Source organism: Carboxylicivirga litoralis, from assembly GCF_025499605.1.
Lineage (GTDB): Bacteria > Bacteroidota > Bacteroidia > Bacteroidales > Marinilabiliaceae > Carboxylicivirga > Carboxylicivirga litoralis.
In genome coordinates this window covers 1-19,175 of record NZ_JAFMVC010000032.1, presented here as the reverse complement: position 1 = coordinate 19,175, position 19,175 = coordinate 1, and the positions used below count along the sequence as shown (strand labels likewise).

Sequence of the window (19,175 nt, the reverse complement as noted above, 5' to 3'; positions counted from 1 at the left end):
TATAAAAGCTTATCACGATTAACGGGAGGTTAATGCCAAAACAGAGGTTATTTACCCTCCCTTTGGCTTCCTATTTCAATCACCATTTTCATTTTACTCATCACATGGTCATAGGCACCTTTGGTGTGTGGTTTAAGGCAATCGCTGCAGTCTTTAACGCCATTGGTATATTTAAAATTACCTCCACACTTATCTTTAAGCATGTATAAAGGGCAATAGCAAAACAGGCAATTAAATTCTTCCACATTTTTTACCTGGTGACATGGAAAGAATTCGCATTTGGTATGTTGAGTAAATTTATAGTTTTCAGTCTGCTTTTTATCGTTCATCTTTTTTTGTTGAGATTAGAAAAAGCAAAATTAAACTAAACGAACAACATCTAACTATAATAACCACAAAGTCTCAAAGTAGATTAAGAAAAACTTAGCAACCTTGAGACTTTGTAGTTCTATTTTGTACTTAGATTACAAGCCTAGCACTTCCTGTTCCGGATCGAAACCACCTGCCAGCAGCTTAGCCGGATCTTCAATCATTTCCTTTACTTTCACTAAGAACCCTACCGAATCCTTGCCATCAATAATACGATGGTCGTAGGATAAAGCCAGGTACATAATCGGCCGTATCTCCACCTTGCCGTTCACTGCTACGGGCCGCTCAACAATATTGTGCATGCCCATGATGGCCGATTGTGGCGGATTGATAATTGGTGTACTCAACATGGAACCAAACACACCGCCATTGGTTACTGTAAAGGTTCCTCCCGTCATCTCTTCCAGGCCAATTTTACCTTTACGGGCCTTTTCAGCTAAATTCTTTAATGATGTCTCAATACCATCGAGGCTTAGGGTTTCAATATTACGGATAACCGGCACCATCAAACCTTTGGGCGTTTGCACAGCCACGGATACATCGTGGTAGTCTGGTATTACAATCTCGTCACCATCAATCATGGCATTCACCATGGGATGATGTTTTAAAGCTAATGAAGCAGCCTTGATAAAAAAGGACATAAAACCCAGCTTCACTCCATGCTTGTCAATGAATTTTGACTGGTATTTCTTTCGCAGAGCCATCACTGCCGACATATCCACCTCGTTGAAGGTGGTCAGCATCGCGGTTTCATTCTTAACGGCCACCAAGCGTTGACTCAGCTTCTTACGCAGCATAGTCATTTTTTGGCGTTCAGCATCACGGCTGGCATGACTAGCGATAAAGGCGGAGTGTCCACCTCCGCTCGAAGGCGTTTCCTGCTCCGGCAAATTCTTAACCATCTCCACCTCTTTGGTTGAAATGCGCTTTAAACCATTAATGACCTCATCAATATTCAAGTCAGCCTCTTCCATCCGCTTTTTTGCCAATGGCGATACTTTGGCATCCGGGTAGTTCGTTGTGTTTGCTTTAGCCTCTGGTTGTTCGGGCTTTGGGGAAACTTCCTGTTTCTCCTCGCCTACTGCAGGTTCTGAGCTTGCTTCTGGTGTAGCTTGCGATGTAGCCTCACCGGCAAATTCAGTATCCACCGTACATGCCACTGCCCCAACAGCAATGGTTTCGCCAGCTTCAACCACAATTTTAATTTTACCCGCTTCGGTCGCTAATAACGATAAAGTGGCCTTATCGGATTCTATCTCAGCAATTTCCTGATCCTTTTCAACAATATCGCCATCGGATACCATCCACGATGCCAATTCAACTTCTGTTATGGATTCGCCTGGCGTAGGAACTTTTATTTCAATAATCATATTTTCAAAAATTTAGTCTGAAGTCTGTAGACCGAGGACAGATGTCCAAAAAACAACTAAAGACTACTGACATTAAACTACTGGCTAATTATTATATCGAAAATCTTGGTTTCTCTTCAAAATACTTGTGCTGCTTTAAAATTTCGGTGCGCGATTTACCTTCAACACACTGCAAACCACAATATTTCAATTGACGTTCGCAATGACAACCTTTAAACACTTTATTTACAATTTCATTTTGGCCAATAACATGTAAGCCATTTAAACCTGTTGCAGGGCTACCGCTGGCAATACGCGCAACAGGTACAATCCCCACATCGGGCATCTTGCTGCGAATGTAATTCCAGGCACCCATGTTCTCCGGCTCTTCCTGCACCCATAAGTGCAAGAGGGCGTTATCGTATTTCTTCAGGATGGCATCCACCTGTTCTTTCGGGAACGGATGCATCTGCTCCAAACGTACTAAAGCCACATCGCGCGCATCCAGCTCTTCTTTACGTGCTAATAAATCGTAATAGATTTTACCCGTAGAAAAAACAACTCGTTTTACATCACTCACATCTACATTATTATCATCGATCACCTCCTTAAAACCACCTTCTTCAAAATCAGCTAATGACGATACACATTTCGGATGGCGCAACAAACTTTTAGGTGTAAATAACACCAATGGAATACGGAACTCGCGCTTTAACTGACGACGCAATACATGGAAGAAGTTGGCCGGCGTGGTACAATTTACCACCTGCATATTGTTACGGGCAGCTAATGACAAGAAACGCTCAACGCGCGCACTGGAATGTTCAGGTCCTTGTCCTTCGAAACCATGCGGCAATAAAAGCACCAGACCATTCATTAAGCCCCATTTTTCTTCGGCCGATGATATATACTGGTCGATGATCACCTGCGCCACATTATAGAAATCGCCAAACTGCGCTTCCCAAATGGTTAAACCATCAGGCTTGGCTAAAGCATAACCATATTCAAAACCCATTACTCCATATTCCGACAACAGCGAATTAAACACCTTAAACGATGCCTGATCGGGCGCAATATGTTGTAAAGGTCGATAGCGTTTATCGGTATCTTCAATGGTTAAGGCGGCATGACGATGGGCAAATGTACCTCGCTCAGCATCCTGACCACTTAAACGCACCGGATGTCCTTCGGTCACCAAAGACGCATAAGCCAATTGTTCACCTAAAGCCCAATCCAGACGATTCTCTGCCACCATTTGTTTACGGTCATTAACGATTTTATGCAGTTTCTTGAAGAATTTTTTGTCATCAGGCAGATAGTTGATACGCTCTAACAAATTCAGCAAAGTAGCATGTTTCACAGATGTATCGGGAGACGATACAAAATCCTGCTGTTCCGAATGGCGGTACTCTTTCCAGTCGTCATCCAAAAAGCGCTGAATAACCACTTTATCAATCTGTCGTGAGGCTTCCAGCTCTTCTTCCAGCAATTGATTAAAGTCCACTTCTTCTTTTCTGGCATCTTCTTTCGACACCACATTTTCTTCCTCAAGCTTCAGCTTATAAATATCACGCGGATTCTTGTGACGCGCTATTTCTTTGTACAAAATTGGCTGGGTAAAACGGGGTTCGTCCCCTTCGTTATGTCCATATTTACGATACGACAGCAAATCAATAAACACATCAGAATTAAAGCGCTGGCGGTACTCCATGGCCAATTCAATGGTATAAACCAAAGCCTCCACATCGTCGCCATTCACATGGAAAACCGGAGAGCGGGTGACCTTACCCACATCGGTGCAATAGGTCGATGAACGACCTTCGAGGTAATTAGTCGTAAAGCCAACCTGGTTGTTAATGACAATATGAATGGTTCCACCGGTTTTGTAGCCACGCAGCTGCGCCATCTGCACCACTTCGTAGGCCACACCTTGCCCGGCAATAGCGGCATCACCGTGAATGACAATAGGCACTACTTTGTCAAAATTCTTATCGTATTTATGGTCAATTTTTGAGCGCGAGATACCTTCAATGATCGGTGCCACCGTCTCCAGGTGCGATGGATTGGGTGTCAGGTTCACACGCACGGTACTCCCATTGCTGGCCTCAATATCGCTGCAATAGCCCAGGTGATACTTCACATCGCCTAGTGAAATGCCTTCTTCATACTCATCGCCTACAAATTCTTTAAACACATTTTTGTAAGGCTTTTGTAAGATGTTGGTCAGTACATTTAACCGGCCCCGGTGAGCCATCCCAATCACCACTTCTTCGGCTCCCAGTTCGGCCCCTTTATTAATTAAAGCATGTAAACCCGGAATCAAAGTCTCTGAGCCTTCTAAAGAAAAACGTTTTTGACCAACAAACTTCTTGTGGATAAAGCTTTCGAAACCCACCGCCGTATTCAACTGTTTAAAAATCATCCGTTTCTTTTCGGCCGAAAAATCAGGCGTATTCTTCACGCTTTCCATGCGGCTTTTCATCCAACCCAGAATCTCGGGATGACGAATATACAGGTATTCCACAGCAACCGACTGACAGTAAGTTTGTTGCAAATGCGCAATAATCTCTTTTAAAGGAGTGGCTCCGATACCCAACTCATTACCTGCCTGAAAAACGGTATCCAAATCCTTGTCTGACAAGTTGAAGTTCTCAACATCGAGCGTTGGATAGTATTTTCGACGGGTACGAACCGGGTTGGTCTTGGTAAACAGGTGTCCACGCTGACGGTACCCGTGAATCAGGTTAAGTACATGAAATTCTTTATCGACAAAACCAGAGCTGCTGGACTGCTGGTAGTTTTCAAGTGCAAAATCAAATCCCTGAAAAAACTTTTGGTACGACTCTTCAACGGAGTCCGGGTCTTCTTTATATTGCTTGTAAAGCTCATCTATTAAGCCAATTTCGCTATTACCCAAAAATGAGAATTTATCCATAAAACTATATTAGTTTCGGTATTTTTGTGTTTTTCTTTCCTCTATTAACAAATAAGTATCACGAAAGTTAAAAATAATTTGTGCCCTGGCAGCTATTGTATAACAGGTTTTTGAATGCTGATGACTATTGGATTTTAAGAGGAAAATTTTAATAGGGCGTTTATCAAATCCTTTTCACCACGAAGCCACAAAGAGTTTTTAAAGGCATACTCCCAGAAGCTTCGTTACTTGATGGTGAAGAGGGAGCAATGATTTACAGCTAAAGACTTATTCTTAGCAAGCTTTGTGACTTAGTGGTTTAATCTTCTTCTTGTGCCGGATTTTCAGCCCTAAAATCACAAAGGGACTCGGTCACTGAGATGCTCCCTGAGCCGTAGCCGAAGGGGAGTCGAAGTGATTATGAATTGATAACCACCTTTATTTAAATTCCATCTCGACTCCGCTCGATGGACGGACTTCGTTTTTGAACAACCCCAATGATATACAGCAAAGGGCTTATTCTTAGTGAGCTTCGTGTCTTGGTGGTGAATACTTATAGCAAGCAACCGACTTCGCACTTCATTTTTTCTATCTTTGTTATTACTTAAAATCATCACATGACTTCCGGATTTCTTAACGCTATCGCCTCCTATTATTATCAGAATGCCAAAGCCGAACTGGCGGACTACTGTTTTGTTTTTCCGTCTCAGCGGGCCGGCATCTTCTTTACCAATCACCTGCGCCAAATGGTGGAGGCACCATCATGGGCCCCGCAAATTGTGACAGTGAATGACTTTTTTGGCTCCCTGTCTAAGCAAATAGTCGCTGATAACATCACCTTGCTGTTTACCTTACATCAGGTTTATAAGCAAATCAGCGGTAAAGACACCTCTTTTGATGAGTTTCTGCCCTGGGGCGATATGTTTCTGGGCGATTTTGATGATGTGGATAAGTATCTGGTGGATGTGGATCAGCTGTTTTCAAACCTGATCTCTTACAAAGAGCTGGATGATGATTACAGCCACCTGAATGAAAAACAGCTGGAGGCTATTAAAACCTTCTGGGGAGCGTTTAAAGCCGAGCAACTATCATCGCACCAGTCTTATTTTCTGGAGAACTGGGAGCATATTCCTAAAGTTTACAAGGCCTTTAAAAAAAAACTAAGCGAGCAATCGCTGGCCTTTGAGGGCATGGTGTATCGCGAAATAGCAGAGCGCATCGGGCAGGAAGAGCTTTTGGATATCAAATGGAAAAAAGTGGTGTTTGTTGGTCTGAATGCCTTAACACCAGCCGAGCGAAAGCTGATGGATCACCTGCGCAAACGAAAGCTGGCTGATTTCTTTTGGGACTATTCGCCCTGGATGGAGAAACCGGATGATGCTGTTCTTCAAACACGTGGCCCGGGTTTATTTCTCAACGAAAACCGCTTGCGTTACCCATCGCCCAAAGATTTTGTGCTGCCTTTAAACGAAGAAGGACCAGAAATAACTATTACAGCTGTGGCGAATCCCACCGAACAGCTGAAATCGGTGCATTCGTTTTTAAAGAAGGAGTACGAAAGTGATTTAAAAACCGCCGTGGTACTGGCCGATGAAACCATGCTGATGCCAGCCCTGCACGGCATACCTGATAATGTCGACCGGATCAATGTCACCATGGGTTATCCGCTGAACAACACACCGGTGTTTGGTTTGGTTAACCTTTTGTTTGAGATGCAGCGCAACGCCCGCCAAAGCAAGGAAGGCACCTGGCTATACCACCGGCATGTACTGCCAATATTGCAACACCAGTACATTTCTTTGCTGGCCGAAGAGGATTGTCGTTCGATACACAAACAGCTGGTCAGAAAGAACATCATTTTTGTTAAAGCGAAGGAGTTGCAGGTCAATCCGCTGTTTAAGCTATTGTTTACAAAAGTGAATAACGGCAGCGAGCTGGCGCATTACCTCACCGATATATTAACCAAGATATACGAATTACTGCAACCGCAGGAAAACAAACTGCTGGAGCAGGAGTTTGTGTTTGCCCTGCATAAAAGCATTGTACGTCTGCAGGATTTACTGGAACAGAACCAGCAAGACGAGCTGCAGCCCGAAACATGGATAAAGCTGTATAAGAAACTGGCCGATTTACAAACGGTGCCGTTTAAGGGCGAACCACTGGCCGGACTCCAGGTAATGGGTATTCTGGAAACCCGTGCACTGGATTTCGATAAGCTGATTATCCTTGACCTGAACGAAGGCGTTTTCCCAAAAACATCGGCCCCCAACACCTTTATACCAGCCACCTTACGTGCCGGCTTTGAGTTGCCAACCATTGAGTTTCAGGACACCATTTTCTCGTATTATTTCTTCCGCCTCATCCATCGGGCCAAAAAAGTAGAGCTGCTCTACTCCACCGGTGCACAAGGCATGAAATCCAATGAGATGAGCCGTTACCTGTACCAGCTCAAGTATGAGTTTAATGCGCAGATACAGTCGCAGACATCCTCAGGCAACGTGTCTTTATTGAGTCCGCCTCTGCCCCTTGCCCGCAAAACAAAAGCCGTGATGGCCCGGTTGGAGCAGTACAAAACCGGTCATGAAAAATTCTTGTCGCCCAGTGCCCTGTCGGTCTATCTCGAATGTCCCATGCGGTTTTACTACCAGAAGATTGCCGGCATTAAAGAGCCCGAGGAAATTACCGAGGAAGCCGATGCCCGCATCTTTGGCCTGATTTTTCACGATGTGGTGGAAAACCTCTACAAACCACACATTGGCAAAGCAGTAGAAGCCGCTACCATTGAAGGCTGGATAAAAAATAAGCCACTGATTGATGGCCTGATACGCGAAGGCTTTAACACCCACCTGACCGATTACGAAAAAGGCAAAAGCACCTTTACCGAGATACATGGTAAAAATGTAATGGTGTTTGAGGTGATACGCCGTTACCTCTTGCAGTTTCTGAAACTGGAGAAAGCCCGCGCCCCCTTTACCATTGTTGACCTGGAGCGAAAGGTGCAGCACAGCTATAACAGCAACGAACTTCAGTTAAACATTGGTGGGTTTATCGACCGCCTGGAGAGCAAGGACGGCATCCTGCGGGTAATGGACTATAAAACCGGAACGGGAGAAGCAACCATCGCTGCAATAGACGACTTATTTAATACCGATAAACACAAAAAGAACAAGGCCACCTTCCAGACACTGCTCTATGCGCTGATACTGGAAGAAACCGGCCATCACTCGCCTATTCAGCCAGGTGTTATATGGGTGCGCGATGTGTTTAAGCGCAGCTACGACACACAACTCTTTATTAAAGAAGGCAAAGGCAAGAACCCCATTCTTCTGCAGCCACTGCGCGAGGCCTTTAAAGCCGGACTCGACAGCTTATTTGAAGAGCTGTATAATCCCGACATCCCCTTTCAGCCGGTGGATAATGTGGATAAATGCCGCTATTGTGTGTATAAGGATTTGTGTAACCGCTAATATTGGACTCTACAGAAAACAATTAAAATTAACGGCCCAATACCATAATTCATAGCAGCCAACAGTTCCCTTTGGCTGGCGTGTATTGGTAATACCATTGCTGGCGCGTATTTGTAATACGTGCCTCATAAATTATTATAGCACCCATTACAAATTAGCCACAGCGTTCGTTTCAACAAACACAGCAACACCCGTGCACAAACGTGCATGCCTTCACTTTTTGAAAAAACAAGTGATGCACGTTTATGCATGAACCCACTTTTGCATAAAATAAGCTTTGCACGTTTGTGCACGGCGTTAATTATCCGCAGGCAACCAATGCACGTTTGTGCGTGGCGTCTTTTACTCATAAATCAGGTTATGCACGTTTGTGTGCGGCTATCAAAACAGAAGTCCATCGCTGGCGCGTATTTGCAATACGTGCCAATAATAAAAAGCACCAATTGCAAATTGGCGCCAGCGGCGTGAGCTTACGGTGAGAGGATAATGATTGCTAATGTCTTTTGTTTTATTAATTTCGGGTAAACAAAATGACTAGTCTGTATTAATCACTGTAAAACACTCTATTGGTACAGCAATAAGTAACAGTTGACAATGGTGATGTATTGGCTATAGGGTGATTGACGCAGAAGAGTTGGGATTCATGTAACCAAACAGCTTAAAAAATATAGACAATGAAAAATATAATGCTGATTGTAATATTATTACTTGCAATAATTCAGAATTCGAATTGCCAAGAAATTTTAAATGAAAAATCCATCTCTAAGTTAGAGTTCATAAAATCAGAATATAAATATTCTGAAAAGAATCCTCTCTTCTTTTCAATTCATAAAAAGGGGGCATTGTACAGTGACCACTTGACATTATATGATAGAGCTGGAGATGGAATTGGACTCTGGGTTGGCAAATTTAAAAATCGTCCTTCCAATTACAGTGAATTGTCATCAACAGAGCAAAGAGAGATTAGAAAAAATGAAGCTATTTCAGAATACTATATCAAGAATTTTATTGATATTTTAAATGCTATCAAGAAATTTGAATTATGGAAAGAACAGACTTCAAAAATCGATTTTAGTTTTAAGAAAACTATTCCGATTGAGCCTTTTAATGCAATTCAAATAACTCCATTTACTCCAAATCATTGTTTTGGATTTAACTTTCTTTATCTCAAAGAAAGTGATTCGAAATATCTACAGTTAATTACGATGAATGGCAGATATACAAAAGCTGACAAAACAACGAAAACTTATTCAATATTATTAGACGAACAAGATGCAGTTAATCTAGCTGCAGCATTAACTAAAGTTGTAGAGTCATTAAGGGATAATGGAGAAAAGAAAAATAAAGTCAATGAAGTTTTTAAGTAGAATTAATTCTCTTGGAAGAATAAAACACGAAAGCCCAACAAACCACTATAGTGCCCTTAGGCTCCTTTGCTAGCGCGTATTTGCAATACGTGCCAATTATAAAAAGCACCAATTATAAATTGGCGCTAAAGCAGTTTTGAAAGTTCGTAAGGATAAAAGCCTTCTTAACATCATCCGGCCAAAACCTTAACGGTAATTTTGAATGACACACAAACAATGAACAACAAAAAAGTATTAGTAGCAGGTGCAACCGGCTATTTAGGACAATACCTGGTGAAGGAACTCAAGAGACGAGGTTATTGGGTGAGAGTGCTGATTCGTAAAGAAACGCAGAAAAGCATGTTTCAGGATGTGGACGATTTCTTTATTGGTCAAATAACAGAACCAAATTCCATCAATGGCATCGCTGCGGATATCGATTGGGTTTTCTCCTCCATTGGCATCACCCGGCAAAAGGATGGAATGACGTATATGGATGTTGATTATCAAGGCAACGCCAATTTATTACAAGAGGCTTTAAAGAGTCAGGTTGAAGCCTTCCAATATATCTCAGCATTAAATGGCGACCAGCTGAGGCATCTTAAAATATTTGAGGCAAAAGAGCTATTTGTGGATGAATTGAAGGATTCAGGTCTGCGCTATTGCATTATGCGCCCCAACGGATTTTTCTCCGACATGAAAGACTTTCTTGAAATGGCCAAAACGGGAAAAGTGTACTTATTCGGCGATGGCCATTTGAGATTAAACCCTATTCATGGCGAAGATTTGGCAACCATTTGTGTGGATAAGATGATTTCAGGAGCTACCGAAGAAACAGTGGGTGGCATTGATATTTTAACTCAAAATGAATTAGCTGAACTGGCATTAAAAGCCTGGCACAAACCCATCAAAATAATCCACCTTCCGGATTGGACCAGACGATTGGCAATTTGGCTGGCAAGGACCTTTACCTCTTCAAAAACGTACGGTCCTGTTGAGTTTTTCTTAACAGCTATGGCGCTCGATAATATTGCCAAGCAATATGGTACTAACCGACTTGAAGATTTCTTTAACACAGAGGTTGAGAAAATGAAAGAGCAATAATCCGCTTACGGGCAAGGTGCCTCTACTCCCCTCGCTGGCGCGTATTTGTAATACGTGCCTCATAAATACTAAATTTCGCGAATCATCAGTTCGCCAATTCAACAGTTTCTCAGTTTCTCAGTTCGACAATTTATCGGTTCCCCTTTACTCCTCCAGTAAATCAGGCCTTATCTTCTTAGTACGCTCATAGGCCTGCTGCTCGCGCCACTCATCAATCTTGGCCTGGTTGCCGCTTAGTAATACATCGGGCACTTTCCAGCCATTATAATCAGCCGGGCGGGTATAAACAGGTGGCGATAAAAGGTCGTCCTGAAAGCTATCGGTCAGAGCCGATGTTTCGTCTGACATCACACCCGGAATTAAACGAATAACAGCATCTGACACTACAGCAGCAGCCAGCTCCCCGCCTGTCAGCACATAATCGCCAATGGATATTTCCATGGTCACATAATGGTCGCGGATGCGCTGATCAACTCCTTTATAATGCCCGCACAAAATGATGATATTCTCACTCAAGGAAAGTGTATTGGCAATGCGTTGTTCGAAGCGCTGACCATCAGGTGTCATATAAATAATATGGTCGTACTCGCGCTCAGCCTTTAGTTTTTCAATCAGGTCGGCAATGGGCTGAATGGTCATCACCATACCGGCGCCACCACCAAAGGCATAGTCATCCACCTTTTTGTGTTTATCCAATGTATAATCACGTATATCGTGAAAATGCATCTCCACCAGCCCTTTATCCACCGCCCGCTTCATTATCGACTGTGTTAATGGCCCTTCAAACATTTCTGGAAACAAGGTTAAAATATCTATGCGCATGATGATTTATCTGTTTTCGGCAAAGATAATTAAAAGCCTTTAGCTGATAGCAATTCGCTTTTAGCTTTCTTTTTAAGTCTAAAAATTTGCCACTTGCCCGAATTCCAATATATTCGTAGAATAAATTGATGCTAAGGTTACTTATACCTGGCAATGTAAACGAACTCAAAGCTATGGAAGCACAAGACCTAAACAAACCAACAGAAGACAATGCTGGTTTGAATTCAGAGCAAAATACTGAAAATACGCCTGTAAGCAACACACCCGAAAATGAGGTGCCTACTCCTGCGGAAGAAACAACCACCGAAGAAAACCAAACGGTTGAGCCAACTGCTGAAAACACAGAAGTGGAAGCAACGGAAGAAAAACAGCCAGAATTAGAGGCTGTTGACCATATTATGCTGAGCAAAGAAGAATTGGTGAAACGTTTAAAATATGTGTTAAAGGATTTTCCGGTTGAAAATATTAAAGAAGAAGTCGAAGCTATAAAATCTGCATTCTACAAAAAACATGCAGCTGAGGTTGAAGACTTAAAACGTAAGTTCATCGAATCAGGTGAAAAGGAAGAAGACTTCACGGCTCCGGTTGACACCAACGAAGTTGACTTAAAAAGTTATTTAAAGGAATTTAAAGAACGTCGGGCCGAGTTTAACAAACGTCTTGAGGAAGAGAAAGCAACTAACCTGCAGGCTAAACTAGACGTTATTGAAGGCATTAAAGAGCTGATTAACGGCCAGGAGTCATTAAACGAAACCTTCCAGCATTTTAGAGAATTACAAGAGAAATGGCGAAACGTTGGTGTGATACCGCAAAACCGCGTGCACGACCTTTGGGAAACCTATAATCATACCATTGAGAGCTTTTACAGCTATATTAAAATCAACAAGGAATTGCGCGACCTGGACTTGAAAAAGAACATGGAAGCCAAGGTTGATTTATGCGAAAAAGCAGAGAAGTTATTATTAGAGCCTACCATTGTTAAGGCTTTTAAAACATTGCAAAAATATCACGAGCAATGGCGCGAGATTGGTCCTGTACCTCGTGAACAAAAAGAAGAATTATGGGCGCGCTTTAAAGAAGCCACCTCAAAAATTAATAAGCGTCACCAGGAGTATTTTGAAGGTTTGAAAGACCAGTTACAAAAAAACCTGGAAGCGAAGACCGAATTATGTGAAAAGGCAGAAGTTCTTTCAGGTTTAGAATTGCATTCGCCTAAAGAGTGGGAAGCCAAAAGTAAAGAGCTGATTGAGTTACAAACCATTTGGAAAACCATAGGTTTTGCTCCAAAGAAAGACAACAATAAGATTTATGAGCGTTTCCGCACGGCTTGTGACAGTTTCTTTAACAACAAACGTCAGTTCTTCAAATCCTACAAATCGGAACAATCGCATAACCTGCAGTTAAAAACAGATTTATGCGTTCAGGCCGAGAGCATGAAAGACAGCACTGACTGGAAACGTACTACTGATGAATTTATCAAGATTCAGAAAAAGTGGAAAGAGATAGGCCCTGTGCCGCGCAAGCAAAGTGATGCCGTTTGGAAGCGCTTCCGCACCGCTTGTGATGCTTTCTTTGAGCATAAGAATAAATTCTTTAGCAAGAAAGATGAGTCGCAAGATGAAAACTTAAAGCTGAAAGAAGCCTTGATTGAAGAAGTTAAAGCATTTGAACCAAGTGATAACGCCGAAGAAAATTTCCAAAAGCTGCAGGATTACCAACACCGCTGGAACGAAATTGGCCATGTACCTATCAAAGAGAAGGATCGTGTGAACCAGGAGTTCAGATCGCACATCAACCAGTATTTCGACAACCTGAATCTTAATGAGTTTGAAAAGAACGTTGAGAAATTCAGAAACAAAATTGAAAGCTACAAAACAGAGCACGCTAATGATAAGTTGACGCAGGAGCGCAATAAAATCATTAACAAGCTGAAACAAATCGAAAACGATATTACCGTTTGGGAAAATAATATTGGTTTCTTTGCCAAATCGAAAAAATCGGAAGCTTTGGTGCGCGATTTCAAACATAAAATTGAGACTGGTCGTCGCAACATTAAGCTTTTAAATAAGAAGCTGGATATGTTGGAGGATATGTAATACAAGACATTTGACTTAAGATAAAAGAAGTAAGAAGGTCAGCAAAATGCTGGCCTTTTTTCATGAGAACGTATTTAAGGATGACATCTTTCATTGACATCATGCTCATAAAGATGACATCCTTAAAATTAAAGTTCGACGATTCAACATTTTGCCAGTTCGTAAATACCCCTCAACCTTCGGCAGCTCCCCTTATAAAGGGAGCCTGATTTACAGTTTGTAATAAAAGTCCATAGTTCTATAGAATATAAATGATTAAACTCTTCAACTACTAAACTAAAAACAGTTCGACAATTCAACAGTTCGACATTCCCCCATCGCCTTCGGCACTTCCCCAAGGGGAAGATTAAATATTCCCCACCTCCCCATTTGCACAATACAGAATGATGCTATCTTTGTTGGTTCTATTACGTCAAACTAACAGTCAAAAAAGAAGTATCGCAAAGTTATGGAGCAGTTCATCACGGTTATCTCTGAGAAGCGCAATATTGGAATAACACTTATCCCTTTTTACGCGCAGACCAATGAAAACGGTGTATTAAAATTGGTGGAACAAGCCACCTTAGAGCATATCGAAAATAATCGCTTTGCTTTTACCAAGGCACAAATCGAGGTGGTTAAATTACTCAACTCCATCAATGAACAAAGCCTGTTTAAGCGCTTTTCGAAACAGAAAAACCTCAAGCTCTTCTTCGATAAACTGGAGGAGCAATTCACACTCGATCACATTCGTCCGCTGATGGACAGCAAAATATCGCAGGCTTTGGAAATTATTGCCCTTGCCGATATTCCCGTATTCTACAAAAACCCCAACTACAGCCATATGTATGATACGGATCGGATACGGGTGCAAACTTTGTTTCATGAACCACTATTCGATTTCACCCTCGAGCAAATAGGATTAAAATACACCCTTAAAATTAAGACCGACAAAGGTGAAATGGGCATGACCAACCGCGAGGTAATGGAAATTTGCACCACTCCTGCCGTATTCTTAATCAACAATCAGCTGTTTCGTTTTGAGAAGATAGATGCCAAAAAATTCAAGCCTTTCCTGCGCGTTAATCACCTTTTAATACAACCCCGCAGCGTAGGCACCTATATGTCTACTTTTGTCGAAAACTGTATTCGCGATTACCCGGTTAAGGCCGATGGTTTTTTCATTAATAATAAAGATGCCAGGTTAGTACCGCTACTGATATTGGAAAAAGACTTGTCGCAGCAAGCTGTCCTCACACTTAAATTTCGATACGATAAGCGTGAATACCTGGCTGGCACCCGCTCTACTGTGTTTGTCAATCATCGTACAATGAAAGGACATCATATTTTTGACCGCTTTCGTCGTCATACTGAAGAAGAGAATGGCTTGATGATGCGACTGAAAGAGTTGGGACTAAAAAGCATCAGCGATTCTCAATACAAACCCTCACAGGCGGATAATGATTCAATTGGCTTACACGATATTATTGAGTGGCTTAATACACATGCCAAAGAACTGATGACTGCCGGTGTAAACATCATTCAAAATGGCTGGGATGATGATTATTACACTGGTTCGGCCAAGTTATCGATGCAATACGAAGAAGAAAATGACTGGTTTGATATTAAAGCCATCATTAAAGTGGATGAGTTTGAAATTCCTTTTCAGAATATTCGCCAGCATATATTGCGAGGTAAACGCGAATACAAACTGCCCAACAACCAGCTATTTATCATTCCCGAAGAGTGGTTTACTAAATATACTGATTTAATGCATTTTGTAAATGCTGACGAAAGCAAGATGACACTTGACAAGATGCATTATAACCTGCTGGAACAGGATAAGCTGGAAGAAGCATCGCCCGAATGGAAAAAGCGCATGGCACAGCTACAACAAAAAAGCATCGACTTTGATTCGCCAGATGGACTGGAAGCAACACTTCGCCCCTACCAGCTCGAAGGCTACACCTGGATGCGCATGCTCAATACCAATAAGTTTGGAGGCATCCTGGCCGATGATATGGGATTGGGTAAAACCATTCAGACCATTGCCATGCTGTTAAATCAGTATAATTCGGCAAAAGCTGACAGGGAAGAAGAACAAGCTCAGGAAGGCCAGTTATCAATGTTTGGTGCTGTACAAGGCTTTAATCAATCAGCATTGCCGGCCAGTTTAATTGTGATGCCAACCTCGCTGGTGCACAACTGGGCCAATGAGGTAAAAAAGTTTGCACCACAATTAAAGGTTTATCTGTATACCGGAAATAACCGCACCAAATCGAAAGAAATTGGTAAGATATTTAAGCACTATCATATTGTCCTAACCAGCTATGGTATTGCTCGTAACGATATTGAATACCTCAATAATTACCAGTTTCATTACGTTATTCTGGATGAAAGCCAAAACATTAAAAATCCAACGTCGAAGATATACCATGCCGTTTCGGAACTTAAAGCTAACAATAAATTGGTGTTGACTGGTACGCCGATTGAAAATGCCCTTGTGGATTTGTGGGCGCAGATGAATTTTGTGAACGATGGTTTACTGGGTAACCTCAACTTTTTTAAAAACCACTATGCAGGCCCCATTGAGAAAAAGCGGGACGAAAACAAAGAGCAGAAGTTACGCCAATTGATTAATCCGTTTATCCTACGACGTACCAAAGATATGGTGGCAAAAGATCTACCGCCTGTTACGGAGCAAACACTCATTTGCGATATGACAGAAGATCAGCAGAAGTTCTATGAGCGTGAGAAATCAGGTATTCGAAACGAGCTGATGAAAGCCATTGAGCAAACGGGCGTCAATAAAAACGCTATTTTGGCACTTCAGGCACTTACCAAATTGCGCCAAATCGCCAATCACCCAGCATTGGTAGATAAAGACTATGCTGGTTCTTCAGGTAAATACGAGCAGATTTTTCAAAAGCTGAATAATGCCATTAGCGAACATCATAAGGTGTTGATATTCTCCTCTTTTGTTAAAGATTTAGAACTGATTGAGAAAGACTTAAGCGTTCAAAAGATCAAATACGCCAAACTAACCGGTTCCACAACCGACCGACAAAAAGTGATAAAAAGCTTTACCGATGATGACGATTGCCGGGTCTTCCTTATTTCCTTAAAAGCGGGAGGTGTTGGACTTAACCTCATCGAAGCCGATTATGTGTTTGTACTGAACCCCTGGTGGAACCCGGCAGCCGAAGCTCAAGCTATTAATCGCGCGCATCGCATTGGCCAGACTAAGAATGTGTTTGTGTATAAATTCATCTCTGCCGATAGTATTGAAGAAAAAATTGCGAAGCTGCAAGAGCGTAAAACTGAACTGGCTGACACCTTTATCACCACTAATAATCCGATAAAAGATTTATCAGAAACAGAGCTTCGTGAATTATTTGCATAGTTTTTGTAACACCATCGAAAGTTTAATAATTTTTAAGCAAATTGGCGCCAACCAATAGCGCTAAACTGCGTATGACAACATAAAAAGGAAAGAATATGAAACTGTCTAACACAATCGTACTATTATTTGCCTTAGTATTTAATGCCCTGGCACAAGAGCCCGACCACACACAAATTCGCAAAGTAGGTTCGTTTGATAAAATCAAAGCGTCAAAAGGTATTAATGTTACTTTAATCGAAGGTGATAAAGAAGAAGTAGATGTCCATATAAAAAATGGGGAAATAACTGACGTAATAACAGAAGTTAAAAACCGCAAGTTGACGGTTAAGATGAAAACCAAGATATATAAGGACGTGCATGTTCAGGTCTATGTCACTTACAAACATCTTCGTGAGATTGAAGCCGGTTCGGGTGCTACCATCGATGCCGAAAACACTATTTATGCCGAAAGCCTTAAGCTACGTGCCGGCACCGAAGCCAACCTATTGTTGGATGTTGATGTAAACAACCTTGAAGTTGATGGTTCAACTTGTAAAATTGAGCTGGAAGGAAAAACTAAATACCAGGAAGTAAACATTGGCACAGGAGGAAAATATTTAGCCTATAATCTTATCAGCGATGAAACTTATGCCAAAGCTACACTTGGTAGTATTGTTGAAGTAATGGCCAACGAACGCCTAACAGGAACAGCCGGTTCGGGAGGCGTAGTTTATTTTATGGGCGACCCAAATAAAATTGAGAAAAAGGAAAACACAGGTGGAAAAGTGAAACGCGAGAATCAGACAACATAATTAGAAATTAATATACGAGAAACCCGGCTGTTTGGCCGGGTTTTTTATTATTTTTTCCGTGAAGTGCGACGTCGTTTCTTTTTCTTCTCAACCGCATAACCAAACTTGCCAATCTTCTTGCCCACCTCAAAATAGTGGCCATGTGAGTAACAAATTGGTTTAGCTTTTTGAAGGCTAAAAGCTCCTGTTGCCTCATCAATGTATTGTTCATCAGCTTTCACATTCAACACTTCGGCCATAAACATATCGTGCGTACCCAGCTCTTTAATCTCGGTGACTTTACACTCAATATTAATCGGTGACTCTTCAATAATGGGTGCATTAACGATTGACGCTTTGCCCGGTGTCAAATGCATCTCTTCAAACTTATTATACTGACGGCCTGAACGCACTCCGCACCAATCGGTAGCATATGCCAGGTCTTTGGTGGTCAGGTTAATCACAAACTCACCTGTTTCTTTTAAAGTCTGATAAGAGTGACGACCCTTACGCACCGATATATAGCACATGGGCGGATCGGAACAAATGGTGCCCGTCCACGCAATGGTGATGATGTTATAATTCTCGGGTGAATTACCAACCGTAACCATTACAGCCGGTAACGGATATATCATATTTCCGGGTTTCCAGTCTTGCTTTGCCATTAATTTATCGTTTTGTGCAAAGATACAGCTCTTCAATAAAAGCATGTAGATAAATCAAATTGTTTTTCGGTACGTGTAATAACAGTTTTGTATGTCATAAATCCGAATCTAACTTAACAATTACTACATGAAGAAAGCTTTATTGATTATGCTTCTTGGCATAACATATGTGCACACATTTGCCCAAAAAGATGAAATTAGCGTTACCTATTCTCCTGCTTCGCTGTATCGATTTGAAAAATGGGTTGATGGTGACTTTGAAGGACAAACTAAATACTTTGTTTTAGGAGCATTTAACCTGGATTATTATCATTATTACCAACCTTGGTTGAAAGTTGGTATTAACCTGATGTATGATAAAGTTGTTAGCGAAGGAAGCGGTGACCTTCAATATTTCACTTACCCACCTACAACATCTGTTAGTTTCGATTATCGCTCTACCAAATCGGCTTTTGTTATTGCTCCCCAAGTTGAATTTGAATATTTAAGACACCCAAAATTCAGACTGAGCAGTGGATTAAGTATTGGCTATGCAAAAGAACGCTTTAAAAACAATGGTGGCCTGAACTACTCAGTTGATCTTGACGGTTGGTCCTATCACATCAACCTATTATCATTTAAATGGGGCGAAAAATATGGCCTTACCGGCAATATTGGTGCCGGACACAAAGGTTTTATTAACCTCGGGTATTTTGTCAGGTTTTAAACTATTAACCTGAGTTCGACGTAAAATTTTGAACTCAGAACGCTTACGAATAGTAAGGTTCAAGTGTATATTGATGAAAGAATAGCGGGCTATTTTGAGTCGATTACACGAAGAAGATTGCTGTTCATAAGCGGAATTAACAAGCTTTGAATAAATATCTGATTTACTGCTTCAAATTTTATCGC

At 41.7% G+C, this 19,175-nt stretch carries 13 protein-coding genes; 8 read left to right on the top strand and 5 right to left on the bottom strand.

Going from position 1 to position 19,175, the window contains the following annotated elements; all coding sequences use genetic code 11:
• Positions 1-47: 47 nt before the first annotated feature.
• The 3 genes from J1N10_RS18570 to J1N10_RS18560 form a co-directional block, all read right to left on the bottom strand.
• Complete coding sequence (locus tag J1N10_RS18570; RefSeq protein ID WP_262328236.1) at positions 48-329, bottom strand: cysteine-rich small domain-containing protein; 282 nt, start codon at positions 327-329, stop codon at positions 48-50.
• 135 nt (positions 330-464) lie between these two features.
• Entirely contained in the window at positions 465-1,739 is a 1,275-nt protein-coding gene (gene odhB / locus J1N10_RS18565; RefSeq protein WP_262328235.1) for a 2-oxoglutarate dehydrogenase complex dihydrolipoyllysine-residue succinyltransferase, read from the bottom strand.
• A gap of 91 nt (positions 1,740-1,830) precedes the next feature.
• Positions 1,831-4,653, bottom strand: a complete 2,823-nt coding sequence (locus J1N10_RS18560) for a 2-oxoglutarate dehydrogenase E1 component (RefSeq protein ID WP_262328234.1) — start codon at positions 4,651-4,653, stop codon at positions 1,831-1,833.
• Positions 4,654-5,249: 596 nt separating this feature from the next.
• Here J1N10_RS18560 and J1N10_RS18555 point away from each other — a divergent pair.
• The 4 genes from J1N10_RS18555 (at position 5,250) to J1N10_RS18540 (ending at position 10,549) form a co-directional block, all read left to right on the top strand.
• The gene (locus J1N10_RS18555; RefSeq protein WP_262328233.1) at positions 5,250-8,099 is read left to right on the top strand and encodes a PD-(D/E)XK nuclease family protein; all 2,850 of its coding nucleotides are present in this window, start codon (positions 5,250-5,252) and stop codon (positions 8,097-8,099) included.
• A gap of 287 nt (positions 8,100-8,386) precedes the next feature.
• Positions 8,387-8,578, top strand: coding sequence for a hypothetical protein (locus J1N10_RS18550; RefSeq protein WP_262328232.1), 192 nt, complete (start codon positions 8,387-8,389; stop codon positions 8,576-8,578).
• 195 nt (positions 8,579-8,773) lie between these two features.
• On the top strand, positions 8,774-9,466 hold the full coding sequence (locus tag J1N10_RS18545; RefSeq protein WP_262328231.1) for a hypothetical protein: 693 nt from the start codon (positions 8,774-8,776) through the stop codon (positions 9,464-9,466).
• A gap of 216 nt (positions 9,467-9,682) precedes the next feature.
• The gene (locus tag J1N10_RS18540; protein WP_262328230.1) at positions 9,683-10,549 is read left to right on the top strand and encodes an SDR family oxidoreductase; all 867 of its coding nucleotides are present in this window, start codon (positions 9,683-9,685) and stop codon (positions 10,547-10,549) included.
• A gap of 144 nt (positions 10,550-10,693) precedes the next feature.
• Here J1N10_RS18540 and trmD read toward each other — a convergent pair whose 3' ends face one another.
• Positions 10,694-11,371 (bottom strand): tRNA (guanosine(37)-N1)-methyltransferase TrmD, encoded by a 678-nt coding sequence (gene trmD, locus J1N10_RS18535; protein WP_262328229.1) that lies wholly within the window; start codon positions 11,369-11,371, stop codon positions 10,694-10,696.
• 128 nt (positions 11,372-11,499) lie between these two features.
• On the opposite strand from trmD, the gene J1N10_RS18530 reads away from it, so the two are divergent.
• The 3 genes from J1N10_RS18530 (at position 11,500) to J1N10_RS18520 (ending at position 17,640) form a co-directional block, all read left to right on the top strand.
• Positions 11,500-13,467, top strand: a complete 1,968-nt coding sequence (locus tag J1N10_RS18530; RefSeq protein WP_262328228.1) for a DUF349 domain-containing protein — start codon at positions 11,500-11,502, stop codon at positions 13,465-13,467.
• Between the two features lie 448 nt (positions 13,468-13,915).
• Positions 13,916-16,849, top strand: coding sequence for a DEAD/DEAH box helicase (locus J1N10_RS18525; RefSeq protein WP_262328227.1), 2,934 nt, complete (start codon positions 13,916-13,918; stop codon positions 16,847-16,849).
• 95 nt (positions 16,850-16,944) lie between these two features.
• Positions 16,945-17,640, top strand: a complete 696-nt coding sequence (locus J1N10_RS18520; protein ID WP_262328226.1) for a head GIN domain-containing protein — start codon at positions 16,945-16,947, stop codon at positions 17,638-17,640.
• Between the two features lie 47 nt (positions 17,641-17,687).
• On the opposite strand, the gene J1N10_RS18515 is transcribed toward J1N10_RS18520, so the two are convergent.
• Complete coding sequence (locus tag J1N10_RS18515) at positions 17,688-18,284, bottom strand: flavin reductase family protein (RefSeq protein ID WP_262328225.1); 597 nt, start codon at positions 18,282-18,284, stop codon at positions 17,688-17,690.
• 127 nt (positions 18,285-18,411) lie between these two features.
• Here J1N10_RS18515 and J1N10_RS18510 point away from each other — a divergent pair, with 127 nt between their 5' ends.
• The gene (locus J1N10_RS18510; RefSeq protein ID WP_262328224.1) at positions 18,412-18,990 is read left to right on the top strand and encodes a hypothetical protein; all 579 of its coding nucleotides are present in this window, start codon (positions 18,412-18,414) and stop codon (positions 18,988-18,990) included.
• The last annotated feature ends 185 nt before the right edge of the window (positions 18,991-19,175 follow it).

Coding starts and splice junctions, on each gene's coding strand:
- J1N10_RS18570 (WP_262328236.1), bottom strand. CDS start 329: ATGAACGATAAAAAGCAGACTGAAAACTATAAATTTACTCAACATACC.
- odhB (WP_262328235.1), bottom strand. CDS start 1,739: ATGATTATTGAAATAAAAGTTCCTACGCCAGGCGAATCCATAACAGAA.
- J1N10_RS18560 (WP_262328234.1), bottom strand. CDS start 4,653: ATGGATAAATTCTCATTTTTGGGTAATAGCGAAATTGGCTTAATAGAT.
- J1N10_RS18555 (WP_262328233.1), top strand. CDS start 5,250: ATGACTTCCGGATTTCTTAACGCTATCGCCTCCTATTATTATCAGAAT.
- J1N10_RS18545 (WP_262328231.1), top strand. CDS start 8,774: ATGAAAAATATAATGCTGATTGTAATATTATTACTTGCAATAATTCAG.
- J1N10_RS18540 (WP_262328230.1), top strand. CDS start 9,683: ATGAACAACAAAAAAGTATTAGTAGCAGGTGCAACCGGCTATTTAGGA.
- trmD (WP_262328229.1), bottom strand. CDS start 11,371: ATGCGCATAGATATTTTAACCTTGTTTCCAGAAATGTTTGAAGGGCCA.
- J1N10_RS18530 (WP_262328228.1), top strand. CDS start 11,500: ATGCTAAGGTTACTTATACCTGGCAATGTAAACGAACTCAAAGCTATG.
- J1N10_RS18525 (WP_262328227.1), top strand. CDS start 13,916: ATGGAGCAGTTCATCACGGTTATCTCTGAGAAGCGCAATATTGGAATA.
- J1N10_RS18520 (WP_262328226.1), top strand. CDS start 16,945: ATGAAACTGTCTAACACAATCGTACTATTATTTGCCTTAGTATTTAAT.
- J1N10_RS18515 (WP_262328225.1), bottom strand. CDS start 18,284: ATGGCAAAGCAAGACTGGAAACCCGGAAATATGATATATCCGTTACCG.
- J1N10_RS18510 (WP_262328224.1), top strand. CDS start 18,412: ATGAAGAAAGCTTTATTGATTATGCTTCTTGGCATAACATATGTGCAC.